This window comes from Salmonella sp. 741265116_PST, assembly GCF_046567715.1.
GTDB classification, from domain to species: Bacteria; Pseudomonadota; Gammaproteobacteria; order Enterobacterales; family Enterobacteriaceae; genus Salmonella; species Salmonella enterica.
This window is the reverse complement of the sequence record NZ_JBKFPH010000042.1, coordinates 1-26455: the sequence shown is the minus strand read 5'-3', so window position 1 is coordinate 26455 and position 26455 is coordinate 1. Positions and strand designations below refer to the sequence as shown.

Genomic DNA, 26455 nt, shown 5'->3' with positions numbered 1-26455 from the left:
ATATTACGCTTTCCTCTTTCAGAGTCAACCCTGAATTTCAGGATTTTTCTCTTCAACCGACCGACTGTTTGTGTGAAGTGATTCACATCCGCCGTGTCGATGGAGGCGCATTATAGGGATCCCATTTTTTTGCACAAGCGTTTTTTGGATCTTTTTTTCTGTTTGTTGATTTTTCATCCCTTTCGCTCCATTCCTGCACAAAGTGGCGATTTTTTGATGCTATCTCCCCTTGCACAACGCCGGTAAAGCAACCAAAGTCTTCATGACTATTCATTTATGATGAGGTAGACATGTCTGACACATTACGTCCTTATAAGGATCTTTTTCCTGAAATCGGTCAGCGCGTGATGATCGATACCAGCAGCGTGGTTATTGGCGATGTCCGTCTGGCGGATGATGTCGGGATCTGGCCGCTTGTGGTGATTCGCGGCGATGTGAATTACGTTGCGATAGGGGCTCGTACGAACATTCAGGATGGCAGCGTTCTTCACGTAACCCACAAGTCTCCATCCAATCCACACGGCAACCCATTAATCATTGGCGAAGATGTTACCGTTGGCCATAAAGTTATGCTGCACGGCTGTGCCATCGGTAACCGCGTACTGGTCGGTATGGGCTCCATTGTGCTGGATGGCGCGATAATAGAAGATGACGTAATGATTGGTGCGGGAAGCCTGGTGCCGCAGCACAAACGGCTGGAAAGCGGCTATTTATATCTTGGCAGTCCGGTAAAACAGATCCGCCCCCTGAGCGATGCTGAGAGATCGGGCCTGCGGTACTCCGCCAATAACTATGTAAAATGGAAAGACGACTATCTTTCTCAGGATAACCATATCCAACCGTGATCGTCTTCCTGCTGGGCCAGGATTAATGCTTCTGCCTCTTCTTCCAGGTCCCAGCGATACTCACGAAAAATGGCCAGCCATTGCTCCGCTGTTTCTCCACCAAAGCGATACGCCAGTACATCTTTTTTTATTGCACACGTGAGTTGCATCCCATTAACCAGGGCGGGAAAGATGATAGCGCTGGCGGCAGTATCCCATTCTTCGCGGTCAGGAAATTGTATGGCCTGGTTCACGCTAATAATTCCTGCTGTAGCAGCTTAATTACTGGCTCGACCTGCGGTAATACACCGTGCCAAAGCAAAACGGCATGTGCAGCCTGCCCCACCAGCATTCCCAGCCCATCTGCGTAGCGTTTTGCGCCCTGTTGTACACACCAGGAGAGAAATGGCGTATTCCCTTTTTGATAGAACATGTCATAGCAACAGAGGGAAGGGTGAATAAGTGACGCCGGAATCGCCGGGATTTCGCCCCGTATGCCGCTGGAGGTCGCATTAATAATCAGGTCAAACTCACAACCATCCAGCTTGTCCATATCCATGGCATGAATGCTGCCGGTATGAGCAAAGATTTTCGCCAACGCTTCGGCACGTGAAGCTGTACGGTTGGTGATAGTGACCGCGCAATCCAAAGAAAGCAGAGGTAACAGCACGCCCCGGGATGCGCCGCCCGCGCCAATCAGCAAAATACGCCATCCTGGGCGGATAAAATTTAAACGTTTGAGATCGCTTAATAAACCGATACCGTCAGTATTGTCGCCAAGCAAACGACCATCTTCCAGCCGTTTTAATGTGTTAACGGCTCCCGCCAGCGATGCTCGTTCCGTTAACTCATCCGATCGCGCAAACGCCTCCTCTTTAAAAGGTACTGTGATGTTTGCGCCTTTTCCCCCTGCCGCGAAAAAGGCATCAAGCGTATTAATGAAATTATTAATAGGGGCCAGCACGCGACCATAGGGGTGAACAATATCTAGCTGCTGAGCAAATTGCTGATGAATAAATGGCGATTTGCTGTGCGCAATCGGATTTCCAAAAACAGCATAGGTTTCCATCATATTACCCCTGTCGGAACAGTTCGCCCGTCAGAGCATCGCGAATTTCTGAAGGATTTAGACGCCCACCCGTTGCGCCTTCAACCACCGGAAAATCATCGCCAAATTGCGCACGCACCTCTTCAACGGTACGGCATGGCGGTAATCCGCTCAGATTGGCGCTGGTGGAAACCAGCGGTTTGCCATACGCATTGCATAGCGCGACCACCAGCGGGTGATTGGTAACACGAACGGCCAGGGAATCAAAACGTCCCGTGAGCCACCGCGGCGTTGTCGCGGGCGCAGGAAAAACAAACGTTACCGGCCCGGGCCAGCAATCAAATACCGCTTTACGCTGTGCGGCGGTAAGTATGCTGTCATCAATATAAGGTTTTAACTGCTCAAAGCTGGCGGCAATCAAAATGAGTCCCTTATCGACGGGCCGTTGTTTTAACGCCAGCAGGCGCGTAACGGCTGTTTCACTATCGGGATCGCAGCCGACGCCGAAAACGGCTTCTGTTGGATAAGCGATGACATTTTCTTTATTCAGGAGATCTACCGCCGCGGCGATAGATCCTGTTGGCAGGTTATTATTCACTTGTTTATTCCACCGGAACCGGCTTTCCACATTGTTTACTGGCGCAAAAGCGCTTCACGCCCTGCGCGGTTTTCTTTTCGATGAGTAGCGGATAATGGCACTCGGGGCATTCCCCCGCAACCGGTGTGAAGTTAATGACGAACTGACATTCCGGGTAGCGATCGCAGGAATGAAAGATTTTACCGTAACGAGAACGGCGCTGGACCAAATGTCCTTGCTGGCAGGCTGGACAGGCGATCGCCGTTTCATCCGGTTTATCAATAACTACTGTATGTTCACATTGCGGATACTGACTGCATCCGATAAACATGCCAAAGCGCCCCTGACGCAGCACCAGTACGGCGCCACACTCAGGACACAGTTGCCCCTCCAGAATTTTAACGATATGCCCGTCCGCCTGACTTTTCAGCGGACGAACATAATCGCATTCCGGATAGCGAGAACAGCCGAGAAACGGACCATGTTTCCCGGAGCGAATTACCAGTTCGGCCCCGCACTGCGGGCAGGGCTCATTTTTACGCACCGAAAACAGTGCTGATTTAGCCATATTCACTCATGCAGCATTAACACCTATCAATGCAGCATACCTTCATTTACCTCAAAGAGTAATTCTTCCATTTGCTGATAGGCGTTTTCACAGCCCGGAATGTTGAATAACACCATCAAAATAACCCATTTCAAGTCTTCCAGGTCAAACTCTGCGGTATCCAGCGCCAGCACACGCTCAATCACCATTTCTCGTGTTTCGAGGTTTAGCACCTGAATCTGCTCAAGGAATAACAGGAACCCCCGGCAACTGGCATCAAGCCTTTCACACTCTTCAACCGTATAAATGCGCATTGAAAGAGGGTCGGAAGCAAGTTGCATGGGTTCCGCGAGGCCATCCTGATAGTCAGCGAGTTTTTCCAGCCACAGCAGCGCATTGTAGATGTCTTCGCGATCAAACCCAGCGTCGGTGAGATCACGCTCCAGTCTGTCCTGATCCACGCGCAGCTCGGCTTCGTTATGGATGTATGTTTCAAACAAATACATTAGTACGTCGAACATGGCTTGCCCTCCTTAATCGGACATAGCCGCCGGGTACAGCTGCGATCCATCCTGCTAACTCCAGTTCGAGTAGCTGAGCCACTACCGCTGGCACAGGTTGGCCGGCACGTTCAGCGACGACGTCAACAGGTGTTACCTCATCTCCTACGTTAGCCAGGAGCTCAGGAAATGGCAATGCCGCCTCATCCTGATTTAGTGAATAAAGTGAATTTTCCGCCGTAGTTGGCAACCAGTGTAAGCCGTATTGCAAATTTTCCAGAATATCCTCCGGCGTCGTCACAAGCGTGGCCCCTTGTTTAATTAACCAGTGCGTGCCTTCGCTTCCCGGACTACCGATAGGACCTGGTAATGCAAAAACGTCCCGTCCCTGTTCAAGCGCGCAGCGCGCCGTCACCAACGAACCGCTGCGCAACGCCGCCTCAATCACCAGCACGCCTTTGCTCAGTCCGCTGATAATGCGGTTTCTGCGAGGAAAATTTTGCGGTAGCGGAGGCGTTGAAAGCGGAAATTCTGAGACCACTGCGCCGCCGGTAGCAATCAAGTTTTCAGCCAGCATGGCATGTCGGCGAGGATAAATCTTTGCCAAGCCATTCCCTAACACCGCTACACTTTTTCCTCCCATACTCACCGCGGCGTTGTGTGCTACGCCATCAATTCCCCGGGCAAGGCCGCTGGTGATCGTCAAACCGCTTTTCGCAAGGCTTTCGCAAAGCAGACGTCCCCAGCGTTCTCCATACCAGGAGTGGCTCCGGCTTCCTACGACGGCAAGTTGGCAGGTATGCAGACAGGCAGGATCGCCGTCAATAAAAATAGCGCCGGGATAATCGTCAATAGCACGCAGTTGGGGAGGATAAATCTCACTATCCGCACACAGAAAATGGTGCTGCGGTAGTTCAAGCCAGCGTAATGTCTCATCAAGCACACCTGCTGGAAGCTGTAAAAAACGTTCAGCTTGCCGCGCGGTAAGACCAGCCTCCTGAAGGTGCGTGCGATTTATCTGAGGCTGGCGAATAAGCGAGTTCGCCATGTTCAACATCGCCTCGCCATAAAGGTCGCCGACGTACATTAAACGTAACCAAATTTCGGTACGGGCCATCCTTTCCCTCCCCTGCCACAAGCAGTCTGAACAATCTTTGCGATTGGTCACTGATGCTGTCAATCAGGTGGGGATTTGTCTAGAATAGGGGTAATAATCTTTTCAACTCCTGAACACAACTCTGGATAATTATGTCAGTTTTGCAAGTGTTACATATTCCGGACGAGCGCCTTCGCAAAGTCGCAAAGCCGGTTGAAGAAGTGAATGCAGAAATTCAGCGTATCGTCGATGATATGTTCGAAACGATGTACGCGGAAGAAGGTATCGGTCTGGCCGCAACGCAGGTTGATATCCACCAGCGGATCATCGTGATTGACGTTTCGGAAAACCGCGACGAGCGCCTGGTACTCATTAACCCGGAATTGCTGGAGAAAAGTGGCGAAACGGGTATAGAAGAAGGCTGTCTGTCGATTCCGGAACAGCGCGCTTTAGTGCCGCGCGCCGAGAAAGTGAAAATCCGCGCGCTGGATCGCGACGGCAACCCGTTTGAGCTTGAAGCGGATGGTTTGCTGGCAATTTGCATTCAGCATGAGATGGATCATCTGGTCGGTAAACTGTTTATCGATTATTTGTCGCCGCTGAAGCAACAACGTATTCGTCAGAAAGTAGAAAAACTCGACCGCCTGAACGCCCGGGCTTAAAGGACAAGAACCAACGTGTCAGATTCACTACGTATTATTTTTGCGGGTACACCTGACTTTGCAGCGCGTCATCTCGACGCGCTGTTAACTTCTGGACATAACGTTGTCGGCGTATTTACCCAACCCGATCGTCCAGCAGGTCGCGGCAAAAAGTTGATGCCCAGCCCGGTAAAAGTGCTGGCGGAAGAAAAAGGCCTGCCCGTTTTCCAGCCCGTGTCGCTTCGTCCTCAGGAAAACCAGCATCTGGTTGCTGACTTACATGCCGACGTCATGGTTGTCGTAGCATATGGTCTGATTCTCCCAAAGGCAGTGCTTGATATGCCCCGTCTCGGATGTATCAACGTTCACGGTTCGCTGCTTCCACGCTGGCGCGGCGCGGCGCCTATTCAGCGCTCACTCTGGGCAGGCGATGCGGAAACCGGCGTCACAATTATGCAGATGGATGTAGGGCTGGATACCGGCGACATGCTGTATAAACTTGCGTGCCCGATTACCGCAGAAGATACCAGTGGCTCACTGTATAATAAGTTGGCTGAACTTGGCCCGCAGGGGTTAATTACCACACTAAAACAACTGGCGGACGGCACAGCGACGCCTGAAGCACAGAATGAAGCGCTGGTCACTCATGCGGAAAAGCTCAGTAAAGAAGAAGCGCGTATTGACTGGTCTCTCTCCGCAGCACAGCTGGAGCGTTGCATTCGTGCCTTTAATCCGTGGCCAATGAGCTGGCTGGAAATCGACGGCCAGCTGGTAAAAGTCTGGCAGGCATCCGTCATTGAGGACGCCACGCAGTCGCTGCCGGGAACCATTCTGGCCGCGACGAAACAGGGCATCCAGGTTGCAACAGGCAAGGGGATATTAAATTTGCTTTCGCTTCAGCCTGCCGGCAAAAAAGCGATGAGCGCCCAGGATCTGTTAAATTCACGCCGGGAATGGTTTATTCCTGGTAACCGTCTTGCCTGACGGTCACGTCTTTATAAGCCCGGTGTTACCGGGCATTTTTATTTTATACATATGAAAAAACAAAACAATTTACGTAGTCTGGCGGCACAGGCCGTTGAACAGGTCGTCGAGCAGGGACAATCATTAAGTAATGTGCTCCCGCCGCTGCAACAAAAAGTCGCCGATAAAGACAAAGCGCTACTTCAGGAGCTGTGCTTTGGCGTCCTGCGCACCCTTTCACAGCTGGAATGGCTGATCAATAAGCTGATGTCTCGTCCAATGACCGGCAAGCAGCGTACTGTGCATTACTTAATTATGGTCGGCTTTTATCAGTTGCTGTACACCCGCGTTCCTCCCCATGCGGCGCTGGCTGAAACCGTTGAAGGCGCGGTCTCCATCAAACGTCCGCAGTTGAAAGGGTTAATTAACGGCGTCCTGCGCCAGTTCCAGCGCCAGCAGGAAACGTTGCTTAATGAGTTTGCGACCAGCGATGCGCGCTTTTTACATCCAGGTTGGCTGGTAAAGCGTTTGCAAAATGCTTACCCCACACAGTGGCAACACATTATTGATGCGAATAACCAGCGTCCGCCTATGTGGCTACGTGTAAATCGTACACACCACACCCGCGACGGTTGGCTTGGCTTACTTGAAGACGCAGGCATGAAGGGATATCCCCATCCCGATTATCCCGACGCTGTACGTCTGGAAACGCCAGCTCCGGTACATGCTTTACCCGGTTTTGCTGAGGGTTGGGTAACTGTCCAGGATGCCTCTGCGCAGGGATGTGCGGTTTTTCTCGCTCCTCAGAACGGTGAGTACATTTTAGACTTGTGCGCCGCGCCCGGCGGTAAAACCACGCATATTCTCGAAGTGGCCCCCGAAGCAGACGTGTTGGCGGTTGATATTGATGAACAACGGCTCTCCCGCGTTTACGACAACCTAAAGCGTCTTGGGATGAAAGCGACAGTTAAACAAGGGGATGGACGTTATCCCGCCCAATGGTGCGGCGAGCAGCAGTTTGACCGTATTCTGCTGGATGCGCCCTGCTCCGCAACCGGCGTCATTCGCCGTCATCCAGATATCAAATGGCTGCGTCGCGATCGCGATATCGCAGAACTGGCGCAATTACAGGCGGAAATTCTTGATGCCGTCTGGCCGCGCCTGAAGCCCGGCGGGACGCTGGTTTACGCCACCTGCTCCGTACTGCCGGAAGAAAACCGCGATCAGATCAAAGCCTTTTTGCAACGCACTCCCGATGCCGCGCTCAGCGAAACGGGAACACCTGATCAGCCAGGACAGCAAAATCTGCCGGGCGGTGAAGAAGGTGATGGGTTCTTTTACGCTAAGCTAATCAAAAAGTGATGAGATAACGGGCCACGACTGATGAAAATTATCATACTGGGCGCAGGGCAAGTTGGCGGAACACTGGCGGAAAACCTGGTCGGCGAAAACAACGACATCACGGTGGTTGATACCAACGGCGAACGGTTACGCAGTTTGCAAGATAAGTTCGATCTACGCGTAGTTCAGGGGCATGGTTCGCATCCCCGCGTGTTGCGCGAAGCGGGCGCTGACGATGCGGATATGCTAGTCGCTGTCACCAGTTCAGATGAAACTAATATGGTTGGCTGTCAGGTAGCCTATTCACTCTTCAACACTCCAAACCGTATCGCCCGCATTCGCTCCCCGGACTATGTTCGCGATGCGGATAAACTCTTTCATTCTGAAGCGGTTCCGATTGATCATCTGATCGCGCCAGAGCAGTTGGTTATCGATAATATTTATCGTCTGATCGAGTATCCGGGAGCATTACAGGTTGTAAACTTTGCCGAAGGGAAAGTCAGTCTGGCAGTAGTTAAAGCCTACTATGGCGGTCCACTAATAGGTAACGCGCTCTCGACAATGCGAGAGCATATGCCGCATATCGATACCCGCGTTGCCGCAATTTTCCGCCATGACAGACCAATCCGCCCTCAGGGCTCGACTATCGTGGAAGCAGGGGATGAAGTCTTCTTTATTGCGGCTTCACAGCATATCCGTGCAGTAATGAGCGAATTACAGCGTCTGGAAAAACCCTACAAGCGCATCATGCTGGTGGGCGGCGGCAATATCGGTGCCGGGCTGGCAAGGCGTCTGGAAAAAGACTATAGCGTTAAATTGATCGAACGCGATCAACAACGCGCCGCAGAACTGGCTGAGAAACTGCAAAACACGATCGTCTTTTTTGGCGACGCTTCCGATCAGGAATTGCTGGCGGAGGAGCATATTGATCAGGTCGATCTGTTTATTGCCGTCACCAACGATGACGAAGCCAATATCATGTCCGCGATGTTGGCTAAGCGTATGGGCGCCAAAAAAGTGATGGTGCTGATTCAGCGTCGAGCTTATGTCGATCTTGTGCAGGGTAGCGTTATAGATATTGCGATTTCTCCGCAGCAGGCCACCATCTCTGCATTACTGAGCCATGTGCGTAAAGCAGATATCGTCGGCGTTTCCTCACTACGTCGCGGGGTTGCCGAAGCCATCGAAGCCGTCGCGCACGGCGATGAAAGCACTTCCCGCGTGGTTGGCCGCGTCATTGACGAAATAAAACTGCCGCCAGGCACCATTATTGGCGCGGTCGTTCGCGGTAATGATGTCATGATTGCTAATGACAATTTACGCATTGAACAAGGCGATCACGTCATTATGTTTTTGACCGATAAAAAGTTTATTACCGACGTCGAACGTCTGTTCCAGCCAAGTCCTTTCTTCCTCTAATTTAAGGGGCGCTCATTCAGCGCCCTTTTTAATTCCCTTTATTTATCAAGGTTTAATTTATTTCGCTAAACAGAAGCCGTAAATGGAAAATGCCTTAGCATTTGTTAAACTTATAACGTCAGCTGCATAGGGAGAATAAAAATGAGTTTTATTAAAGAATTTCGCGAATTCGCGATGCGCGGGAATGTTGTGGATTTGGCAGTGGGTGTCATTATTGGCGCGGCATTCGGTAAGATTGTTTCTTCACTGGTTGCCGATATCATTATGCCGCCGTTGGGATTGTTAATCGGCGGGATCGACTTTAAACAATTTGCTTTTACGTTACGCGAAGCGCAGGGAGATATTCCGGCGGTCGTCATGCATTACGGCGTGTTTATCCAGAACGTATTTGATTTTGTGATTGTGGCCTTTGCTATCTTTGTTGCCATTAAGCTTATCAACAGACTCAACCGTAAAAAAGCAGAAGAGCCGGCAGCTCCGCCAGCGCCTTCTAAAGAGGAAGTGTTATTGGGCGAAATCCGCGATCTGCTGAAAGAACAAAATAACCGTTCTTAATAAGCAGAAGGCCAGTGGTAAAAAAGTCACTTACTTTCTTGCCACTGGCCTCCCAGTTCCCTCGATTACCGTGTTTACCTTTACGCAGATAACTTCCTTTGCCTTTCTTATTTTTTTCAACGCGTTGCCTGAAAAGGGGATCGTGCAGTAATGCCTCAATGGCATTGTCCTTTATCTGACCTTTCTTATGTTGATAACGACTCATAATGTCTCCCGATTGTATAAATTAACGGCGCGAGTGTAGCCCCGCCGGTTCAATAAATCAACATCCTGATTTCGCTCCACTGGCCCCCTGTTCCAGGGCTTCCAGAATGGAACAATAGACGCTACTGTGGGCCGTTCCGCAACAAGCATCATTAAGCCTTTGTAACGAACGCTGCATCGTTTGCAGTTCCGCAATCCTGGCTTCAACTTCCTGCAATCGCTCTTGCACAATACTTTTTGACTCCTGACAGGTATGGTGCTCAGGATCAATTCGGATCGATAAAAGTTCACGGATCGACTCAAGCGTGAAACCCAACTGCCGCGCATAACGAATAAACTTGAGGCGCTGCAGATCGTTTTCGGTATACAGACGAAACCCGCCTTCAGTACGTACCTCATGATCCATCATCTGTTGTTTTTCATAGTAACGAATGGTATCAGGCGTTACGTCTGCCAGCTTTGCCAGCTCACCAATGCGATACATACAAGCTCCGTTAATTATCGTTGATTTTATGCAGCAGTTTTTCTGCATACTCACCGTGTAAAAAGTCGGTACTCAACCCAGCCTGCCGAAGTTTTAGTTCAAGCAGCGAGAGCTGGCGACTTACCTGATGATATCGAGGGTCATCTTCCCGGATACTGTTGAGGATATCAAGTAACTGAATAGCGTCTCTGCGCTGCTCCAGTTCAGGGGGAAGACAGCCCGCATTCTTGAGTAAGCGATAACCCGCACGAAGTTCCGCCGGCACATGAGAATCATCATCCAGAATAAGCGGCTCGCCGCGGCCAGGCAGATTATCAAACTCGCCTTTACGCTGTGCCTCAATAATATGACGCTCTGCCCACTGGTCAAGTAACCACATACGTCGCTCCAGGGATTGAACGAAAAGAATACAATTATTGTAGATATGTGGGGTTCAGGAGGGTATAAAAAAACCCGCCGAAGCGGGTTTTTTTACGTTACTACAGATTACTCTGCAGCAGCTTCTGTTTTCTCTGAACGATCAACCAGCTCGATGTATGCCATCGGCGCGTTGTCGCCTGCACGGAAGCCACACTTCAGAATGCGAGTGTAACCACCGGCGCGGCTCGCGAAACGCGGGCCCAGCTCGTTAAACAGTTTTGCCACGATCTCGTTATCACGAGTACGGGCGAATGCCAGACGACGATTAGCAACGCTATCAGTCTTGGCAAGAGTAATCAGCGGCTCAACTACGCGACGCAGCTCTTTCGCTTTAGGCAGGGTCGTCTTGATGATTTCATGACGAACCAGTGAACCTGCCATGTTGCGGAACATAGCCTGGCGATGGCTGCTGTTGCGGTTCAGTTGACGACCACTCTTACGATGGCGCATGACCTTATCCTTCTCAGTAAAACCTTAACCTGTGATCCGGTTACTCGTCAGCGATGCTTGCCGGTGGCCAGTTTTCCAGGCGCATACCCAGAGACAGTCCACGGGAAGCCAGCACGTCTTTAATCTCGGTAAGAGATTTTTTACCCAGGTTAGGCGTCTTAAGAAGCTCAACCTCGGTACGCTGTACCAGATCACCGATATAGTGGATAGCTTCTGCCTTGAGGCAGTTAGCAGAGCGGACAGTCAATTCCAGATCGTCAACAGGGCGCAGCAGGATCGGATCGAATTCTGGTTTCTCTTCTTTCACTTCCGGTTGACGTACATCACGTAAATCAACGAAAGCTTCCAGTTGTTCAGCCAGGATGGTTGCCGCACGACGAATCGCCTCTTCAGGATCGATTGTGCCGTTGGTTTCCATTTCGATGACCAGCTTGTCCAGGTCGGTACGCTGTTCTACACGCGCTGCTTCAACATTGTAGGCAATACGCTCTACAGGGCTGTAGCAGGCGTCGACCAGCAGACGGCCGATTGGGCGCTCATCTTCTTCCGAATGAATTCGGGTAGAAGCCGGCACATAACCACGACCGCGCTGAACTTTGATACGCATACTAATAGACGCGTTTTCATCGGTCAGGTGGCAGATCACGTGCTGCGGCTTGACGATTTCGACATCCCCATCATGGGTGATATCGGCTGCAGTCACAGGGCCAATGCCAGATTTATTCAAGGTAAGAATAACTTCATCTTTACCCTGAACTCTCACCGCCAGCCCTTTCAGGTTGAGCAGGATTTCCAGGATGTCTTCCTGAACGCCTTCTTTGGTGCTGTACTCATGTAGTACACCATCAATCTCAACCTCGGTCACCGCGCAACCCGGCATCGATGAGAGCAGAATACGGCGCAGTGCGTTACCCAGAGTATGGCCGAAGCCACGCTCTAAAGGCTCAAGGGTCACCTTGGCGTGCGTCGAACTCACTTGCTCGATATCTACCAGGCGCGGTTTTAGAAACTCTGTCACAGAACCCTGCATTGTGTCCTCTCTTTGGTACTAAGCTTTACTTGGAGTAAAGCTCGACGATCAGGTGTTCGTTAATGTCCGCAGACAGATCAGAACGCTCAGGCTTACGCTTGTACGTACCTTCCATCTTGCCAGCATCAACTTCCAGCCAGGTTGGCTTTTCACGCTGCTCAGCCAGCTCCAGAGCGGCTTTCACGCGAGACTGCTTCTTCGCTTTCTCACGAATGCTAACAACGTCATTCGGACTAACCTGATAAGAAGCGATGTTAACAACACGACCGTTTACCATAATTGCTTTATGGCTAACCAGCTGACGTGCTTCCGCACGAGTGGCGCCGAAGCCCATACGGTATACAACGTTGTCCAGACGACCTTCCAGCAGAGCCAACAGGTTTTCACCGGTGTTGCCTTTCAGACGTGCTGCTTCTTTGTAGTAGTTACGGAACTGACGCTCCAGCACACCGTAAATGCGGCGAACTTTTTGCTTTTCACGCAACTGCACACCATAGTCAGACAGACGCGGCTTACGCGCACCGTGCTGGCCAGGAGCTTGTTCAATTTTACACTTGGTATCGATCGCGCGAACGCCAGACTTAAGGAATAAGTCGGTGCCCTCACGACGGCTCAGCTTGAGCTTAGGACCCAAATATCTTGCCATTTTCTTTCTCCAACTAACCTGGAAAACGAAGCGTTATACGCGACGTTTTTTCGGCGGACGACAACCGTTATGAGGGATCGGAGTCACATCAGTAATATTAGTGATGCGGAAACCAGCGGCGTTCAGAGCACGAATAGTAGATTCGCGGCCTGGACCCGGACCTTTAACCATAACTTCCAGATTCTTGATACCGTATTCTTTCACGGCGTCAGCGCAACGCTCTGCTGCAACCTGAGCTGCAAACGGAGTGGATTTGCGAGAACCACGGAAACCGGAACCACCGGCTGTTGCCCAACCCAGCGCATTACCCTGACGATCGGTAATAGTCACGATGGTGTTGTTGAAAGAAGCATGGATATGAGCCACGCCGTCAGAGACTTGTTTTCTTACACGTTTACGTGCGCGAACTGGTGCCTTTGCCATTATTCAATCACCCCGATTATTTCTTGATCGGTTTGCGCGGACCCTTACGGGTACGAGCGTTGGTCTTGGTACGCTGACCGCGAACCGGGAGACCACGACGATGACGCAAACCGCGATAGCAACCAAGATCCATCAGGCGCTTGATGCTCATGCTGATTTCACGGCGCAGATCACCTTCAACGACAAATTTGGCAACTTCGTCACGCAGCGTGTCGATTTGTTCTTCAGACAGCTCACTGATCTTAACATTTTCAGCGATACCCGCTGCAGCCAGGATGGCTTTAGAACGGGTCTTGCCGACACCGTAGATCGAAGTTAACGCGATCACGGCGTGTTTCTGATCAGGAATGTTAATGCCTGCTATACGGGCCACTATGCACTCCTACTATTTAATATGTACGTACCATGCTGAAAAGCCCGTTTTCAGGATACTCAAATGGAAACGTACAGACATACAAAAGATTGGCTGGCTAATCTAGCCAGCTCAACCCAACTTTGCAAGAAAAATATGCGAAAAAATCAGCCTTGGCGCTGTTTATGCTTCGGCTCGGCACTGCAAATCACACGGATGACACCATCACGCTTAACGATTTTGCAGTTACGGCATAATTTCTTGACGGAAGCACGAACTTTCATTTTTACTCTCCGTAACTTCTCAGGCGACCAATTAACGGCCGTAGCCTTTCAGGTTCGCCTTCTTCAATGCAGACTCATACTGACTGGACATCATCAGAGTTTGCACTTGAGCCATAAAGTCCATAATCACGACAACAACGATAAGCAGTGAGGTCCCACCGAAGTAGAACGGCACTTTCATTGCATCACGCATGAACTCCGGGATCAGGCAGATAAAGGTAATATACAGCGCACCAACCAGGGTCAGGCGGGTCATTACTTTATCGATATACTTCGCCGTTTGCTCTCCCGGACGAATTCCTGGTACAAATGCACCGGACTTCTTCAGGTTATCTGCTGTTTCACGCGGGTTGAAAACCAACGCCGTGTAGAAGAAACAGAAGAAGATGATTGCAGACGCATAGAGTAACACATAAAGCGGTTGCCCAGGCTGCAAATACAGCGAAATTGTTGTCAGCCAGTTCCAACCAGTACCGCCCCCGAACCATGACGCGATGGTCGCCGGGAACAGAATAATACTGGAAGCGAAGATTGCCGGGATTACCCCCGCCATATTCACTTTCAGCGGTAAATGTGTGCTCTGTGCAGCATAGACACGACGACCTTGCTGACGTTTGGCGTAGTTTACCACAATACGGCGTTGACCACGTTCAACGAATACTACAAAGAACGTCACTGCAAATACTAATACTGCAACCAACAGCAACACGAGGAAGTGCAGGTCGCCTTGACGCGCTTGCTCGATAGTATGGGCAATGGCTGGCGGGAGTCCCGCAACGATACCAGCGAAGATGATGATTGAGATACCGTTACCGATACCGCGCTCAGTAATCTGTTCGCCGAGCCACATCAGGAACATGGTTCCTGTAACCAGACTTACAACAGCGGTGAAATAGAATGCAAAGCCTGGATTCATCACCAGGCCCTGCATACCAGGCATATTCGGCAAACCGGTAGCAATACCGATCGACTGGAATATCGCCAGCACCAGAGTACCGTAACGGGTGTACTGGCTGATCTTACGACGACCAGACTCCCCTTCTTTCTTAATTTCTGCCAACGTGGGATGAACCACCGTCAACAGCTGGATAATGATCGACGCCGAAATATACGGCATGATCCCCAGGGCAAAGATAGAAGCACGGCTGAGAGCACCACCAGAGAACATGTTAAACATTTCAATGATGGTGCCTCGCTGTTGCTCAAGCAGTTTGGCAAGTACAGCGGCATCAATACCAGGGATCGGAATAAAAGAGCCAATACGGAACACAATCAGCGCGCCGATAACAAACAGCAGTCTGCGTTTCAGCTCACCTAAGCCACCTTTGGCACTTTGAAAATCTAATCCCGGTTGTTTAGCCATCTGCTACTTATTCCTCGATTTTACCGCCAGCAGCTTCGATAGCAGCACGAGCGCCTTTAGTAACACGCAGGCCACGAACAGTTACCGGAGTAGTGACTTCGCCAGCCAGGATCACTTTCGCGAACTCGATCTGGATACCGATAATGTTTGCCGCTTTCAGCGTGTTCAGGTCTACAACGCCGCCTTCTACTTTCGCCAGGTCAGACAGACGAACTTCGGCTGTAATCGCTGCTTTGCGAGAAGTGAAGCCGAATTTCGGCAGACGACGGTACAGAGGCATCTGACCACCCTCGAAACCGCGACGTACGCCACCGCCAGAACGAGACTTCTGACCTTTGTGACCACGACCACCGGTTTTACCGAGGCCAGAACCGATACCACGACCCAGGCGTTTACCCGCCTTTTTGGAGCCTTCGGCCGGAGACAGAGTATTTAAACGCATCTCTTACTCCTCAACTTTAACCATGAAGGAAACCGCGTTGACCATACCACGAACAGCAGGAGTATCCTCGCGCTCTACGGTGTGACCAATACGACGCAGACCCAGGCCAAGCAGCGTTGCCTTGTGTTTCGGCAGACGACCGATTGCACTGCGGGTTTGAGTAATTTTAATAGTCTTTGCCATGGTTTATTTCCCCAGAATTTCTTCAACGGATTTACCACGCTTGGCAGCGACCATTTCTGGAGAATTCATATTTTCCAGGCCATCAATAGTTGCACGAACCACGTTGATCGGGTTGGTGGAACCGTATGCTTTAGCCAGAACGTTATGAACCCCAGCAACTTCCAGAACGGCGCGCATTGCACCACCGGCGATGATACCGGTACCTTCGGAAGCTGGCTGCATGAATACACGAGACCCCGTGTGAACACCTTTAACCGGGTGCTGCAGGGTGCCGTTGTTCAGCGCGACGTTAATCATATTGCGACGGGCTTTTTCCATCGCTTTCTGGATCGCTGCTGGAACTTCACGCGCTTTACCGTAACCAAAACCTACGCGACCGTTACCATCGCCTACTACAGTCAGAGCTGTGAAGGAGAAAATACGACCACCTTTAACGGTTTTAGATACGCGGTTTACCGCGATCAGCTTTTCCTGCAGTTCGCCAGCTTGTTTTTCGATGTGAGCCATCTTACACCTCTACCTTAGAACTGAAGGCCAGCTTCACGGGCAGCATCTGCCAGTGCCTGGACACGACCATGATATTGGAACCCGGAACGGTCAAAGGACACATCTTTGATGCCTTTTTCCAGAGCGCGTTCAGCGACAGCTTTACCCACAGCTGCAGCCGCGTCTTTGTTACCGGTGTACTTCAGTTGTTCAGCGATAGCTTTTTCTACAGTAGAAGCAGCTACCAGAACTTCAGAACCGTTCGGTGCAATTACCTGTGCGTAAATATGACGCGGGGTACGATGTACCACCAGGCGAGTTGCGCCCAGCTCTTTGAGCTTGCGGCGTGCGCGGGTCGCACGACGGATACGAGCAGATTTCTTATCCATAGTGTTACCTTACTTCTTCTTAGCCTCTTTGGTACGCACGACTTCGTCGGCGTAACGAACACCCTTGCCTTTGTAAGGCTCAGGACGACGGTAGGCGCGCAGATCTGCTGCAACCTGGCCGATCACCTGCTTATCAGCGCCTTTCAGCACGATTTCAGTTTGAGTCGGACATTCAGCAGTGATACCTGCCGGCAGCTGATGGTCAACCGGGTGAGAGAAACCTAAAGACAGGTTTACTACATTCCCTTTAACCGCTGCACGATAACCTACACCAACCAGCTGCAGCTTCTTAGTGAAGCCTTCGGTAACACCGATAACCATTGAGTTCAGCAGGGCACGCGCGGTACCAGCCTGTGCCCAACCGTCTGCGTAACCATCACGCGGACCGAAGGTCAGTGCATTATCTGCATGTTTAACTTCAACAGCATCGTTGAGAGTACGAGTCAGCTCGCCGTTTTTACCTTTGATCGTAATAACCTGACCGTTGATTTTGACATCAACGCCGGCAGGAACAACGACCGGTGCTTTAGCAACACGAGACATTTTTTCCTCCGATTAGGCTACGTAGCAGATAATTTCGCCACCAAGACCAGCCTGGCGCGCTGCACGATCAGTCATAACACCTTTAGAGGTAGAAACAACTGCGATACCCAGACCGGCCATAACTTTCGGCAGCTCATCTTTACGTTTGTAGATGCGCAGGCCTGGGCGGCTGACACGCTGAATGCTTTCTACAACAGCTTTACCCTGGAAATACTTAAGAGTCAGTTCCAGTTCCGGCTTGGTGTCGCCTTCAACTTTAAAATCTTCAATAAAACCTTCTTCCTTCAGCACGTTGGCAATTGCCACTTTCAGCTTGGAGGAAGGCATGGTGACCGCAGCTTTGTTCGCGGCCTGACCGTTACGGATACGGGTCAGCATATCCGCGATCGGATCTTGCATGCTCATCTGTCTTTACTCCCGTGATTCAATTGGTGACAATTACCAGCTAGCCTTTTTCAGACCCGGAATTTCACCGCGCATAGCGGCTTCACGGACCTTAATACGGCTCAACCCGAACTTCCGCAGGAAAGCGTGCGGACGACCAGTTTGACGGCAGCGGTTACGCTGACGTGACGGGCTGGAATCACGCGGCAGAGTCTGCAGCTTAAGAACCGCATTCCAACGATCTTCGTCGGTTGCGTTCACATCAGAGATGATCGCTTTCAGTTCAGCGCGTTTCGCGAAGTATTTATCAGCTAAAGCTACGCGTTTTACTTCGCGTGCTTTCATTGATTGCTTAGCCATTTAGTAACCCTACCTTACTTGCGGAACGGGAAGTCAAAGGCAGCCAGCAGAGCACGGCCTTCTTCGTCAGATTTCGCAGTAGTGGTAATGGTAATATCCAAACCACGAACGCGGTCGACTTTATCGTAGTCGATTTCTGGGAAGATGATCTGCTCACGGACACCCATGCTGTAGTTACCACGACCGTCGAATGACTTAGCGGACAAGCCACGGAAGTCACGGATACGAGGAACAGCAATAGTGATCAGGCGCTCAAAGAACTCCCACATGCGTTCGCCACGCAGAGTTACTTTACAGCCGATCGGATAGCCCTGACGGATTTTGAAGCCTGCAACAGATTTGCGTGCTTTGGTGATCAACGGTTTTTGACCGGAGATTGCTGTCAGGTCTGCTGCTGCGTTATCCAGCAGTTTCTTGTCAGCGATCGCTTCACCAACACCCATGTTCAGGGTGATCTTCTCGACCCGAGGGACTTGCATGACAGAATTGTAGTTAAACTCAGTCATGAGTTTGTTAACTACTTCGTCTTTGTAGTAATCATGCAGTTTCGCCATCGTACTACTCCAAATTACTTGATAGTTTCGCTGTTAGACTTGAAGAAACGGACTTTTTTGCCGTCTTCGAATCTAAAGCCTACACGGTCAGCCTTGCCGGTTGCCGCATTGAAGATTGCAACGTTAGAAACCTGAATTGCAGCTTCTTTTTCAACGATGCCGCCCGGTTGGTTCAGAGCCGGAACCGGCTTCTGGTGTTTCTTAACCAGGTTGATACCTTCAACAATGAGCTTGCCGGAAGACAAGACATTCTTAACTTTACCGCGTTTACCTTTATCTTTACCGGTTAACACGATAACTTCGTCATCACGACGGATTTTCGCTGCCATGATTCGCTCCTTAGAGTACTTCTGGTGCCAGAGAGATAATTTTCATGAACTTCTCGTTACGAAGTTCACGAGTTACCGGCCCAAAAATACGCGTACCGATAGGCTGCTCGCTGTTATTGTTTAAAATAACGCATGCATTACCATCGAAGCGAATGACAGAACCGTCCGGGCGACGAACACCCTTCTTGGTGCGCACCACTACCGCCTTCAGCACATCACCTTTTTTGACCTTACCACGCGGAATCGCTTCTTTGATGGTGATCTTAATGATGTCGCCTACGCCTGCGTAGCGACGGTGCGAGCCACCCAGAACCTTGATACACATTACGCGACGTGCACCGGAGTTGTCGGCGACGTTCAGCATAGTCTGTTCTTGGATCATTTTAGTGCTCCGCTAATGTCAACTACTACTGAGACCCGAAAATCAGGTCGTTAAAAAAACCCCATATCGAGGGCGCGGCATTATAACACCGCAAATCAGATATGGGTAGAAAAAATAAACGGCCCATCGCTGAGCCGTTTATTCGTTGAGAATGCGTACTGTATTACAGAACCGCTTTCTCTACAACGCGAACCAGAGTCCAGGATTTGGTCTTGGACAGCGGACGGCATTCGCGGATTTCAACCACGTCGCCGATACCACATTCGTTGTTCTCGTCATGTACGTGCATTTTGGTCGTACGCTTGATGAATTTACCGTAGATCGGGTGTTTCACAAAACGTTCGATAGCAACAACAATGGATTTCTCCATTTTGTCGCTAACCACGCGACCTTGCAGAGTACGGATTTTATCGGTCATTACGCACCCGCCTTCTCAGTCAGTAAAGTCTTAACGCGTGCGACATCACGACGCACTTGCTTCAACAGGTGAGACTGTTGCAGCTGGCCACTTGCAGCCTGCATACGCAGGTTGAACTGCTCACGCAGCAGGTTCAGTAGCTCGGTGTTCAGCTCTTCAACGCTCTTCTCACGCAGCTCTTTTGCTTTCATTACATCACCGTCTTAGTTACAAAGGTGGTTTTAATCGGCAGTTTCGCTGCTGCCAGCTTGAATGCTTCACGGGCCAGCTCTTCCGGTACGCCGTCCATTTCATACAGGACTTTACCCGGCTGAATCAAGGCAACCCAATACTCCACGTTACCTTTACCTTTACCCATACGCACTGCCAGCGGCTTTTCAGTGATCGGTTTGTCCGGGAATACACGGATCCAGATCTTACCTTGACGCTTAACTGCACGGGTCATAGCACGACGTGCTGCTTCGATCTGACGGGCAGTCAGACGACCACGGCCAACAGCTTTCAGGCCGAAGCTGCCGAAGCTAACATCCGCGCCTGCAGCCAGACCACGGTTGCGGCCTTTGTGCATTTTACGGAATTTTGTACGCTTTGGTTGTAACATCAGCGACGCTCCTTATTTACGGCCTTTACGCTGCTGCTTTTTCGGTTGAGCAGCCGGTTTTTCCGGTTGTTCAACAGCAGCCATACCACCCAGGATCTCGCCTTTGAAGATCCACACTTTAACGCCGATTACACCATAAGTGGTGTGCGCTTCAGAGGTGTTGTAGTCGATGTCAGCACGCAGAGTGTGCAGCGGTACGCGACCTTCGCGGTACCATTCGGTACGTGCGATTTCCGCGCCGCCCAGACGGCCGCTAACTTCAACTTTGATACCTTTAGCGCCCAGACGCATGGCGTTCTGTACAGCACGCTTCATCGCACGACGGAACATAACGCGACGTTCCAGCTGAGAAGTGATGCTGTCAGCAACCAGTTTAGCGTCCAGTTCAGGTTTACGAACTTCGGCGATGTTGATCTGTGCAGGAACGCCAGCGATATCCGCTACGACCTTACGCAGTTTTTCTACGTCTTCACCTTTTTTACCGATAACGATACCCGGGCGAGCGGTGTGAATAGTCACACGGATGCTCTTAGCCGGACGCTCGATAACGATACGAGATACAGACGCTTTAGCCAGTTCCTTCGTCAGGTACTGACGTACTTTAAAATCGCTGTCCAGGTTGTCAGCGAATTCTTTGGTGTTCGCAAACCAGGTAGAGTTCCATGGTTTTACAATACCCAGGCGAATACCATTAGGATGTACTTTCTGACCCATTGCTAGTCTCCAGAGTCTCAGCGATCGGACACAACCACAGTGATGTGGCTGGTGCGCTTCAGGATGCGATCTGCACGACCTTTTGCACGCGGCATAATGCGCTTCATGCTCGGGCCTTCGTCTACGAAAATTTTCGTAACTTTCAGATCGTCAATGTCAGCGCCATCGTTGTGTTCAGCGTTAGCAATGGCAGATTCCAGAACTTTCTTGACCAGTACAGCCGCTTTCTTGTTGGTGTAGGTCAGAATATCCAGAGCCTGCGACACTTTCTTACCGCGAATCAGGTCAGCAACAAGGCGAACCTTCTGAGCAGAAGAACGAGCATGGCGATGTTTAGCGATAGTTTCCATCTCTTCCTCCTACCTTATTTCTTCTTCGCTTTTTTATCAGCAGCGTGGCCGCGATAAGTACGAGTCGGTGCGAATTCACCCAGTTTGTGACCGACCATTTCGTCGGAAACAAATACCGGAACGTGCTGACGACCATTATGGACAGCGATGGTCAAACCGATCATGTTAGGAAAGATCGTTGAACGACGGGACCAAGTGCGCAGGGGCTTCTTGTCTCCGCTTTCCACCGCTTTCTCTACCTTCTTCAGCAAGTGCAGGTCAATAAAAGGACCTTTCTTGAGAGAACGTGGCATGGCTTATCCTCTAAAATTATTTGCTACGGCGACGTACGATGAATTTATCAGTACGCTTGTTGCTGCGGGTCTTCTTACCTTTGGTCTGAACGCCCCACGGAGTTACCGGGTGCTTACCAAAGTTACGACCTTCACCACCACCATGTGGGTGGTCTACTGGGTTCATCGCAGTACCGCGAACGGTAGGACGAACGCCACGCCAGCGTGCAGCACCTGCTTTACCCAGAACGCGCAGCATATGCTCAGCATTGCCAACTTCGCCCAGGGTTGCACGGCAGTCTGCTTCGACTTTACGCATTTCACCAGAACGCAGACGCAGGGTGACATAAGCGCCATCGCGAGCAACGATCTGAACGTAAGTACCAGCGGAACGCGCCAGCTGACCGCCTTTACCTGGTTTCATTTCTACGTTATGAACGGTAGAACCAACCGGGATATTGCGCATCGGCAGGGTGTTGCCTGCTTTGATTGCAGCATCAACGCCAGACTGAATCTGGTCGCCAGCTTTCAGGCCTTTCGGGGCCAGGATGTAACGGCGTTCGCCGTCTTTGTACAGAACCAGCGCGATGTTCGCGGAACGGTTCGGATCGTACTCAAGACGTTCAACAACTGCCGGGATACCGTCTTTGTTGCGTTTGAAGTCAACAATACGATAAGCCTGTTTGTGACCACCACCGATATGACGAGTGGTGATACGGCCATTGTTGTTACGACCACCGGATTTGCTGTTTTTTTCAACCAGCGGAGCAAAAGGTTTGCCCTTGTGCAGCTCTGGGTTGACCACTTTAACGACGTGGCGACGACCCGGAGATGTCGGTTTACATTTAACAACTGCCATTGTATTACTCCTCCGACTTACTCAGCGCCGCCGACGAAGTCCAGATTCTGGCCTTCTTTCAGGGTGACGTAAGCTTTTTTCCAGTCGCTACGACGACCGATACGCTGTCCGTGACGTTTAACTTTCCCTTTAACAACCAGGGTGTTAACGACTTCGACTTCGACTTCAAACAGTTTCTGCACAGCAGCTTTGATTTCTGCTTTGGTCGCGTCTTTAGCAACTTTGAGAACGATGGTGTTGGTTTTTTCCATCGCAGTAGACGCTTTTTCAGAAACGTGCGGTGCGCGCAGCACCTTCAGCAGACGTTCTTCACGAATCATGCCAGCATCTCCTCAACTTGCTTAACAGCATCAGCAGTCATTACGACTTTGTCGAAGGCGATCAGGCTAACCGGGTCGATACCAGTCGCATCGCGTACGTCAACCTTGTGCAGGTTACGTGCGGCCAGGAACAGGTTCTCGTCCAGCTCACCGGTGATGATCAGCACATCTTCCAGAGCCATGTCTTTCAGTTTCTGTGCCAGCAGCTTAGTTTTCGGCGCTTCTACAGAGAACTTCTCGACAACGATCAGACGATCCTGACGTACCAGTTCGGACAGGATGCTTTTCAGCGCGCCGCGGTACATCTTCTTGTTAACTTTTTGACTGTGGTCCTGCGGACGAGCAGCGAAGGTCACGCCACCGGAACGCCAGATCGGGCTCTTGATAGAACCTGAACGCGCACGGCCAGTGCCTTTCTGGCGCCACGGTTTTTTACCGGAACCAGTTACTTCAGCACGAGTCTTCTGAGCACGAGTACCCTGACGAGCACCAGCTGCATAAGCAACAACAACCTGGTGAACCAGCGCTTCGTTGAAATCACGACCGAAGGTAGTTTCGGAAACAGTCAGCGCGCTCTGCGCGTCTTTCAATACTAATTCCATTGCTATCCCCTTACGCCTTCACAGCTGGTTTAACGATCAGGTCGCAACCGGTTGCACCCGGAACACCACCCTTAACCAGCAGCAGGTTGCGCTCAGCGTCAACGCGTACTACGTCAAGGCTCTGAACGGTTACGCGCTCATTACCCATCTGACCTGCCATTTTCTTGCCTTTGAACACTTTGCCCGGAGTCTGGTTCTGACCGATAGAACCCGGAACGCGGTGAGACAAGGAGTTACCGTGAGTAGCGTCCTGGGTACGGAAGTTCCAGCGCTTAACGGTACCAGCGAAACCTTTACCTTTAGAGGTACCGGTTACGTCAACTTTTTTAACGTCAGCAAACAGTTCAACGCTGATGCTCTGACCTACGGTGTATTCTTCGCCTTCAGCCAGACGGAATTCCCACAGACCACGGCCAGCTTCTACGCCAGCTTTAGCAAAGTGACCCGCTTCCGGCTTGGTGACACGGTTAGCTTTTTTAGCACCCGTAGTAACCTGAACAGCGCGGTAGCCATCGTTAGCCAGGTCTTTAACCTGAGTAACACGGTTTGCTTCAACTTCGATTACGGTTACTGGGATAGAGACGCCATCTTCAGTGAAGATGCGGGTCATACCCACTTTTTTACCGACTAAACCAATCATTGTATCAACCTCTCAATCGCTCGATGACCTGATTAACCCAGGCTGATCTGCACGTCTACACCGGCAGCCAGGTCCAGACGCATCAGAGCATCAACGGTTTTCTCGGTTGGCTCAACGATGTCAACCAGACGCTTGTGAGTGCGAATTTCGTACTGATCGCGCGCATCTTTGTTAACGTGCGGAGAGATCAGAACGGTAAAGCGCTCTTTGCGGGTCGGCAGCGGGATCGGACCGCGAACCTGCGCACCAGTGCGCTTGGCAGTCTCGACGATTTCCGCGGTTGATTGATCGATCAGACGATGATCAAACGCTTTCAGGCGGATACGGATTCTTTGGTTCTGCATGAGACCAGAGCTCCAATTATTTTATAAACGAAAATGATTACTCCTCACACCCATTACGATTGATGGGAGAGTGTAACCGTTCTTACGTAGCTCCCCGATTGGGAGCATTGTTAAATAGCCAAATCGGCTATTCGAGGTTCAAATCGAACCTGCCGTCAATTACGACAAGCCCGCGCATTATACGTAAATCTCAGCCTGACGCAAGTGTCGGATAGAAATTAAGCACTTTATTCTTATGCGAGCATGATTCCAGGTGGTACGCATGAGATGGCAACGCGCATCTTTTCTTTGGAAGGCATCAGGCAAATCTGGCGATACGTCGTTGTCGCTGTCGCATAAATCTATAAAGGTGAGCACAAGCCTTGACGAGGATTTGCTTATGTTTGTTGCCCTCCCCTTTCTCATTTTTTATGCGTCGTTCTCTTTATTACTTGGCATATACGACGCGCGTACCGGTCTGTTGCCTGACCGGTTTACCTGTCCATTACTGTGGGGTGGTCTGCTTTATCACCAGATTTGCCTGCCGGAGCGTTTACCGGATGCGCTTTGGGGTGCTATCGCCGGCTATAGCGGATTCGCGTTAATTTACTGGGGCTATCGCCTGCGTTATCAGAAAGAGGGGCTCGGATATGGCGACGTCAAGTATCTTGCTGCCTTAGGGGCGTGGCATTGTTGGGAAAGACTGCCGTTACTGGTTTTCCTTGCCGCCATGTTGGCCTGTGGCGGGTTTGGCGTCGCGCTACTGGTGAGAGGTAAATCGGCATTAATAAACCCGCTACCTTTTGGGCCATGGCTGGCGGTGGCGGGTTTCATAACAGGTTGGAAAGCTTTATTTCCAGACGGTTAATCGGTAACCTTAATTTGTGATTGCAGATAATTTTGCATACCAAGTTTGGCAATCAAATCCAGCTCAGTTTCCAGCCAGTCGATGTGACCTTCCTCGTCGGCAAGAATTTCAATCATCATATCCCGGCTGACATAATCATGAACGCTATCGGCATAGGCTATTGCCTCACGTAGATCTTTTGCGCCTTCCAGTTCGAGCCGGAGATCCGATCGTAGCATCTCTTCGACATCTTCACCGATGCCCAGCTTGCCCAGATCCTGTAGGTTCGGTATGCCTTCCAGAAATAAAATACGCTCAATATACTTATCGGCGTGTTTCATCTCATCAATGGATTCATGGTACTCAACATCATTAAGCCGGGTCAGCCCCCAGTTTTTGAACATACGGGCATGAAGAAAATACTGATTAATTGCGACAAGCTCATTTCCCAATAGTTTATTGAGATAATTTATGATTTTAACATCACCTTTCATTTTATAGTCCCTCCGCTTCCACTCTCTAGAGCGTAGATGGGGCTACAGGGATGTCAAAAAAAAGAGTGTGACTCAGGCGATCTCTTTAAATTCCGGCATTTGCGTTAACTCATCCTGCATCACTTCTCGCGCGGCGCGAATACACTTACCACATTGATTTCCCACAGGAATAAATTTACGCAACTGTTGAAATGACTGTGGATGAAATTGTCGTACAGCCTGGCGGATTTTTTTATCGCTTATACCATTACACAAACAAACGTACATGATCGCTCCCGTTCAATTTCCGCACAAAGTGTAAATGAGAATTGTTATGATTACAATAGCACAAAGCGATTTACGCCATGGGAGAAGCGTTAAAAAGGGTGAATAAATATAACAGCGGCTAAATAGCAGGCAACAAAAAGGGCGCAGAAGCGCCCTCTTCAATTCAAAACTAATTAACGAGTAATTAGCCCAGAACTTTAGCAACAACGCCCGCGCCAACGGTACGGCCGCCTTCACGGATTGCGAAACGCAGACCGTCGTCCATTGCGATCGGGTGGATCAGGGTAACAACCATTTTGATGTTGTCGCCCGGCATGACCATCTCTACGCCTTCCGGCAGTTCGATGGTACCAGTCACGTCAGTAGTACGGAAGTAGAACTGCGGACGGTAGCCTTTGAAGAACGGAGTATGACGGCCGCCTTCATCTTTGGACAGAATGTACACTTCAGATTCGAACTTGGTGTGCGGCTTGATGGTGCCCGGCTTAGCCAGTACCTGACCACGTTCGATTTCTTCACGTTTGATACC

45 protein-coding genes and 2 pseudogenes are annotated in these 26455 nt (G+C 50.6%); 7 read left to right on the top strand and 40 right to left on the bottom strand.

Going from position 1 to position 26455, the window contains the following annotated elements; genetic code table 11:
* Positions 1 to 290 precede the first annotated feature (290 nt).
* Positions 291 to 845 (top strand): gamma carbonic anhydrase family protein, encoded by a 555-nt coding sequence (locus ACLD11_RS20290; RefSeq protein WP_411015293.1) that lies wholly within the window; start codon positions 291 to 293, stop codon positions 843 to 845.
* Here the strand turns inward: ACLD11_RS20290 and ACLD11_RS20285 are convergent.
* Genes ACLD11_RS20285 through dprA form a run of 6 tightly spaced genes read right to left on the bottom strand, consistent with a single transcriptional unit; the run spans position 821 to position 4613 of the window.
* The gene (locus ACLD11_RS20285; RefSeq protein ID WP_001070571.1) at positions 821 to 1078 is read right to left on the bottom strand and encodes a DUF1488 domain-containing protein; all 258 of its coding nucleotides are present in this window, start codon (positions 1076 to 1078) and stop codon (positions 821 to 823) included. The two genes, ACLD11_RS20290 and ACLD11_RS20285, sit on opposite strands and share 25 nt — an antisense overlap.
* Positions 1075 to 1893 carry a shikimate dehydrogenase gene (gene aroE, locus ACLD11_RS20280; RefSeq protein WP_023994025.1) on the bottom strand — a complete coding sequence of 273 codons (819 nt, stop codon included), beginning with the start codon at positions 1891 to 1893 and terminating at the stop codon, positions 1075 to 1077. Before aroE ends, ACLD11_RS20285 begins: the two co-directional genes overlap by 4 nt.
* Positions 1894 to 1897: 4 nt before the next feature.
* Positions 1898 to 2470, bottom strand: a complete 573-nt coding sequence (gene tsaC / locus ACLD11_RS20275; RefSeq protein ID WP_001063613.1) for an L-threonylcarbamoyladenylate synthase type 1 TsaC — start codon at positions 2468 to 2470, stop codon at positions 1898 to 1900.
* Positions 2471 to 2474: 4 nt separating this feature from the next.
* Complete coding sequence (locus tag ACLD11_RS20270) at positions 2475 to 3017, bottom strand: type I DNA topoisomerase (protein WP_001129708.1); 543 nt, start codon at positions 3015 to 3017, stop codon at positions 2475 to 2477.
* 26 nt (positions 3018 to 3043) lie between these two features.
* Positions 3044 to 3517 carry a DUF494 family protein Smg gene (gene smg, locus ACLD11_RS20265; protein ID WP_000460663.1) on the bottom strand — a complete coding sequence of 158 codons (474 nt, stop codon included), beginning with the start codon at positions 3515 to 3517 and terminating at the stop codon, positions 3044 to 3046.
* Positions 3489 to 4613: a DNA-protecting protein DprA gene (gene dprA, locus ACLD11_RS20260; protein ID WP_000124531.1), complete on the bottom strand. Its 1125-nt coding sequence runs from the start codon at positions 4611 to 4613 to the stop codon at positions 3489 to 3491. Before dprA ends, smg begins: the two co-directional genes overlap by 29 nt.
* Positions 4614 to 4744: 131 nt before the next feature.
* Between dprA and def the strand changes: the two genes are divergently transcribed.
* From def to mscL, 5 genes are all read left to right on the top strand, one after another.
* The gene (gene def / locus ACLD11_RS20255) at positions 4745 to 5254 is read left to right on the top strand and encodes a peptide deformylase (RefSeq protein ID WP_000114987.1); all 510 of its coding nucleotides are present in this window, start codon (positions 4745 to 4747) and stop codon (positions 5252 to 5254) included.
* Positions 5255 to 5269: 15 nt separating this feature from the next.
* Positions 5270 to 6217 carry a methionyl-tRNA formyltransferase gene (fmt, locus tag ACLD11_RS20250; protein ID WP_411015292.1) on the top strand — a complete coding sequence of 316 codons (948 nt, stop codon included), beginning with the start codon at positions 5270 to 5272 and terminating at the stop codon, positions 6215 to 6217.
* A gap of 51 nt (positions 6218 to 6268) precedes the next feature.
* Positions 6269 to 7558: a 16S rRNA (cytosine(967)-C(5))-methyltransferase RsmB gene (rsmB, locus tag ACLD11_RS20245; protein WP_411015291.1), complete on the top strand. Its 1290-nt coding sequence runs from the start codon at positions 6269 to 6271 to the stop codon at positions 7556 to 7558.
* 21 nt (positions 7559 to 7579) lie between these two features.
* On the top strand, positions 7580 to 8956 hold the full coding sequence (gene trkA / locus ACLD11_RS20240; RefSeq protein ID WP_411015290.1) for a Trk system potassium transporter TrkA: 1377 nt from the start codon (positions 7580 to 7582) through the stop codon (positions 8954 to 8956).
* Between the two features lie 141 nt (positions 8957 to 9097).
* Complete coding sequence (gene mscL / locus ACLD11_RS20235; RefSeq protein WP_000008119.1) at positions 9098 to 9511, top strand: large-conductance mechanosensitive channel protein MscL; 414 nt, start codon at positions 9098 to 9100, stop codon at positions 9509 to 9511.
* A gap of 1 nt (position 9512) precedes the next feature.
* Here the strand turns inward: mscL and ACLD11_RS20230 are convergent.
* The 31 genes and pseudogenes from ACLD11_RS20230 to rpsJ all read right to left on the bottom strand — a co-directional run.
* A pseudogene (locus ACLD11_RS20230) lies at positions 9513 to 9716 on the bottom strand (alternative ribosome-rescue factor A); the annotation flags it as partial.
* 57 nt (positions 9717 to 9773) lie between these two features.
* Positions 9774 to 10199 carry a Zn(2+)-responsive transcriptional regulator gene (gene zntR / locus ACLD11_RS20225; protein ID WP_000285588.1) on the bottom strand — a complete coding sequence of 142 codons (426 nt, stop codon included), beginning with the start codon at positions 10197 to 10199 and terminating at the stop codon, positions 9774 to 9776.
* Between the two features lie 10 nt (positions 10200 to 10209).
* Positions 10210 to 10578 carry a DUF1992 domain-containing protein gene (locus ACLD11_RS20220; protein WP_000266515.1) on the bottom strand — a complete coding sequence of 123 codons (369 nt, stop codon included), beginning with the start codon at positions 10576 to 10578 and terminating at the stop codon, positions 10210 to 10212.
* Between the two features lie 107 nt (positions 10579 to 10685).
* Positions 10686 to 11069, bottom strand: coding sequence for a 50S ribosomal protein L17 (gene rplQ / locus ACLD11_RS20215; protein WP_001216370.1), 384 nt, complete (start codon positions 11067 to 11069; stop codon positions 10686 to 10688).
* A gap of 40 nt (positions 11070 to 11109) precedes the next feature.
* Positions 11110 to 12099 carry a DNA-directed RNA polymerase subunit alpha gene (locus tag ACLD11_RS20210; RefSeq protein WP_001162094.1) on the bottom strand — a complete coding sequence of 330 codons (990 nt, stop codon included), beginning with the start codon at positions 12097 to 12099 and terminating at the stop codon, positions 11110 to 11112.
* A gap of 25 nt (positions 12100 to 12124) precedes the next feature.
* Positions 12125 to 12745 carry a 30S ribosomal protein S4 gene (rpsD, locus tag ACLD11_RS20205; protein WP_000135226.1) on the bottom strand — a complete coding sequence of 207 codons (621 nt, stop codon included), beginning with the start codon at positions 12743 to 12745 and terminating at the stop codon, positions 12125 to 12127.
* 33 nt (positions 12746 to 12778) lie between these two features.
* On the bottom strand, positions 12779 to 13168 hold the full coding sequence (rpsK, locus tag ACLD11_RS20200) for a 30S ribosomal protein S11 (protein ID WP_001029758.1): 390 nt from the start codon (positions 13166 to 13168) through the stop codon (positions 12779 to 12781).
* 16 nt (positions 13169 to 13184) lie between these two features.
* Complete coding sequence (gene rpsM / locus ACLD11_RS20195) at positions 13185 to 13541, bottom strand: 30S ribosomal protein S13 (RefSeq protein ID WP_000090780.1); 357 nt, start codon at positions 13539 to 13541, stop codon at positions 13185 to 13187.
* Positions 13542 to 13687: 146 nt separating this feature from the next.
* Positions 13688 to 13804: a 50S ribosomal protein L36 gene (rpmJ, locus tag ACLD11_RS20190; RefSeq protein ID WP_000868187.1), complete on the bottom strand. Its 117-nt coding sequence runs from the start codon at positions 13802 to 13804 to the stop codon at positions 13688 to 13690.
* 31 nt (positions 13805 to 13835) lie between these two features.
* Positions 13836 to 15167 carry a preprotein translocase subunit SecY gene (secY, locus tag ACLD11_RS20185; protein WP_001118864.1) on the bottom strand — a complete coding sequence of 444 codons (1332 nt, stop codon included), beginning with the start codon at positions 15165 to 15167 and terminating at the stop codon, positions 13836 to 13838.
* Between the two features lie 7 nt (positions 15168 to 15174).
* Entirely contained in the window at positions 15175 to 15609 is a 435-nt protein-coding gene (rplO, locus tag ACLD11_RS20180) for a 50S ribosomal protein L15 (RefSeq protein ID WP_001238917.1), read from the bottom strand.
* Between the two features lie 3 nt (positions 15610 to 15612).
* A complete protein-coding gene (gene rpmD / locus ACLD11_RS20175; RefSeq protein ID WP_001140434.1) occupies positions 15613 to 15792 on the bottom strand; it encodes a 50S ribosomal protein L30 in 180 nt (59 codons plus the stop codon).
* Between the two features lie 3 nt (positions 15793 to 15795).
* A complete protein-coding gene (rpsE, locus tag ACLD11_RS20170) occupies positions 15796 to 16299 on the bottom strand; it encodes a 30S ribosomal protein S5 (protein ID WP_000940121.1) in 504 nt (167 codons plus the stop codon).
* 14 nt (positions 16300 to 16313) lie between these two features.
* Positions 16314 to 16667, bottom strand: a complete 354-nt coding sequence (rplR, locus tag ACLD11_RS20165) for a 50S ribosomal protein L18 (RefSeq protein WP_000358956.1) — start codon at positions 16665 to 16667, stop codon at positions 16314 to 16316.
* A gap of 9 nt (positions 16668 to 16676) precedes the next feature.
* Positions 16677 to 17210 carry a 50S ribosomal protein L6 gene (gene rplF, locus ACLD11_RS20160; protein WP_000091939.1) on the bottom strand — a complete coding sequence of 178 codons (534 nt, stop codon included), beginning with the start codon at positions 17208 to 17210 and terminating at the stop codon, positions 16677 to 16679.
* Positions 17211 to 17222: 12 nt separating this feature from the next.
* Complete coding sequence (gene rpsH / locus ACLD11_RS20155) at positions 17223 to 17615, bottom strand: 30S ribosomal protein S8 (protein ID WP_000062611.1); 393 nt, start codon at positions 17613 to 17615, stop codon at positions 17223 to 17225.
* A 33-nt stretch (positions 17616 to 17648) separates the two neighbouring features.
* The gene (gene rpsN, locus ACLD11_RS20150; protein WP_001118932.1) at positions 17649 to 17954 is read right to left on the bottom strand and encodes a 30S ribosomal protein S14; all 306 of its coding nucleotides are present in this window, start codon (positions 17952 to 17954) and stop codon (positions 17649 to 17651) included.
* Between the two features lie 14 nt (positions 17955 to 17968).
* The gene (gene rplE, locus ACLD11_RS20145) at positions 17969 to 18508 is read right to left on the bottom strand and encodes a 50S ribosomal protein L5 (protein ID WP_001096206.1); all 540 of its coding nucleotides are present in this window, start codon (positions 18506 to 18508) and stop codon (positions 17969 to 17971) included.
* Between the two features lie 14 nt (positions 18509 to 18522).
* On the bottom strand, positions 18523 to 18837 hold the full coding sequence (gene rplX, locus ACLD11_RS20140; RefSeq protein WP_004106345.1) for a 50S ribosomal protein L24: 315 nt from the start codon (positions 18835 to 18837) through the stop codon (positions 18523 to 18525).
* A 10-nt stretch (positions 18838 to 18847) separates the two neighbouring features.
* Entirely contained in the window at positions 18848 to 19219 is a 372-nt protein-coding gene (gene rplN, locus ACLD11_RS20135) for a 50S ribosomal protein L14 (RefSeq protein WP_000613954.1), read from the bottom strand.
* Positions 19220 to 19382: 163 nt separating this feature from the next.
* The gene (gene rpsQ / locus ACLD11_RS20130) at positions 19383 to 19637 is read right to left on the bottom strand and encodes a 30S ribosomal protein S17 (protein WP_000130101.1); all 255 of its coding nucleotides are present in this window, start codon (positions 19635 to 19637) and stop codon (positions 19383 to 19385) included.
* Positions 19637 to 19828, bottom strand: a complete 192-nt coding sequence (gene rpmC / locus ACLD11_RS20125; protein WP_000644742.1) for a 50S ribosomal protein L29 — start codon at positions 19826 to 19828, stop codon at positions 19637 to 19639. Before rpmC ends, rpsQ begins: the two co-directional genes overlap by 1 nt.
* Complete coding sequence (rplP, locus tag ACLD11_RS20120; protein WP_000941208.1) at positions 19828 to 20238, bottom strand: 50S ribosomal protein L16; 411 nt, start codon at positions 20236 to 20238, stop codon at positions 19828 to 19830. The genes rpmC and rplP overlap by 1 nt, the downstream gene beginning before the upstream one ends.
* Positions 20239 to 20250: 12 nt before the next feature.
* Complete coding sequence (gene rpsC / locus ACLD11_RS20115) at positions 20251 to 20952, bottom strand: 30S ribosomal protein S3 (protein ID WP_000529945.1); 702 nt, start codon at positions 20950 to 20952, stop codon at positions 20251 to 20253.
* Positions 20953 to 20969: 17 nt separating this feature from the next.
* Entirely contained in the window at positions 20970 to 21302 is a 333-nt protein-coding gene (gene rplV / locus ACLD11_RS20110; RefSeq protein WP_000447529.1) for a 50S ribosomal protein L22, read from the bottom strand.
* 14 nt (positions 21303 to 21316) lie between these two features.
* Positions 21317 to 21595 (bottom strand): 30S ribosomal protein S19, encoded by a 279-nt coding sequence (gene rpsS, locus ACLD11_RS20105; RefSeq protein WP_001138115.1) that lies wholly within the window; start codon positions 21593 to 21595, stop codon positions 21317 to 21319.
* Positions 21596 to 21611: 16 nt separating this feature from the next.
* Positions 21612 to 22433 (bottom strand): 50S ribosomal protein L2, encoded by an 822-nt coding sequence (gene rplB, locus ACLD11_RS20100; RefSeq protein WP_000301869.1) that lies wholly within the window; start codon positions 22431 to 22433, stop codon positions 21612 to 21614.
* Positions 22434 to 22450: 17 nt separating this feature from the next.
* On the bottom strand, positions 22451 to 22753 hold the full coding sequence (gene rplW, locus ACLD11_RS20095; RefSeq protein WP_000617546.1) for a 50S ribosomal protein L23: 303 nt from the start codon (positions 22751 to 22753) through the stop codon (positions 22451 to 22453).
* Entirely contained in the window at positions 22750 to 23355 is a 606-nt protein-coding gene (rplD, locus tag ACLD11_RS20090) for a 50S ribosomal protein L4 (protein WP_000424395.1), read from the bottom strand. Before rplD ends, rplW begins: the two co-directional genes overlap by 4 nt.
* A gap of 10 nt (positions 23356 to 23365) precedes the next feature.
* Positions 23366 to 23995 (bottom strand): 50S ribosomal protein L3, encoded by a 630-nt coding sequence (rplC, locus tag ACLD11_RS20085; RefSeq protein WP_000579838.1) that lies wholly within the window; start codon positions 23993 to 23995, stop codon positions 23366 to 23368.
* Between the two features lie 32 nt (positions 23996 to 24027).
* Positions 24028 to 24339 (bottom strand): 30S ribosomal protein S10, encoded by a 312-nt coding sequence (gene rpsJ / locus ACLD11_RS20080; protein ID WP_001181005.1) that lies wholly within the window; start codon positions 24337 to 24339, stop codon positions 24028 to 24030.
* A 379-nt stretch (positions 24340 to 24718) separates the two neighbouring features.
* Between rpsJ and hopD the strand changes: the two genes are divergently transcribed.
* The gene (gene hopD, locus ACLD11_RS20075) at positions 24719 to 25186 is read left to right on the top strand and encodes a leader peptidase HopD (protein WP_411015289.1); all 468 of its coding nucleotides are present in this window, start codon (positions 24719 to 24721) and stop codon (positions 25184 to 25186) included.
* Here the strand turns inward: hopD and bfr are convergent.
* From bfr to tuf, 3 genes and pseudogenes are all read right to left on the bottom strand, one after another.
* A complete protein-coding gene (gene bfr / locus ACLD11_RS20070; protein ID WP_000675530.1) occupies positions 25183 to 25659 on the bottom strand; it encodes a bacterioferritin in 477 nt (158 codons plus the stop codon). The two genes, hopD and bfr, sit on opposite strands and share 4 nt — an antisense overlap.
* Positions 25660 to 25731: 72 nt before the next feature.
* Complete coding sequence (bfd, locus tag ACLD11_RS20065; RefSeq protein WP_000289082.1) at positions 25732 to 25926, bottom strand: bacterioferritin-associated ferredoxin; 195 nt, start codon at positions 25924 to 25926, stop codon at positions 25732 to 25734.
* Between the two features lie 184 nt (positions 25927 to 26110).
* Positions 26111 to 26455: pseudogene (gene tuf, locus ACLD11_RS20060) on the bottom strand (elongation factor Tu); the annotation flags it as partial.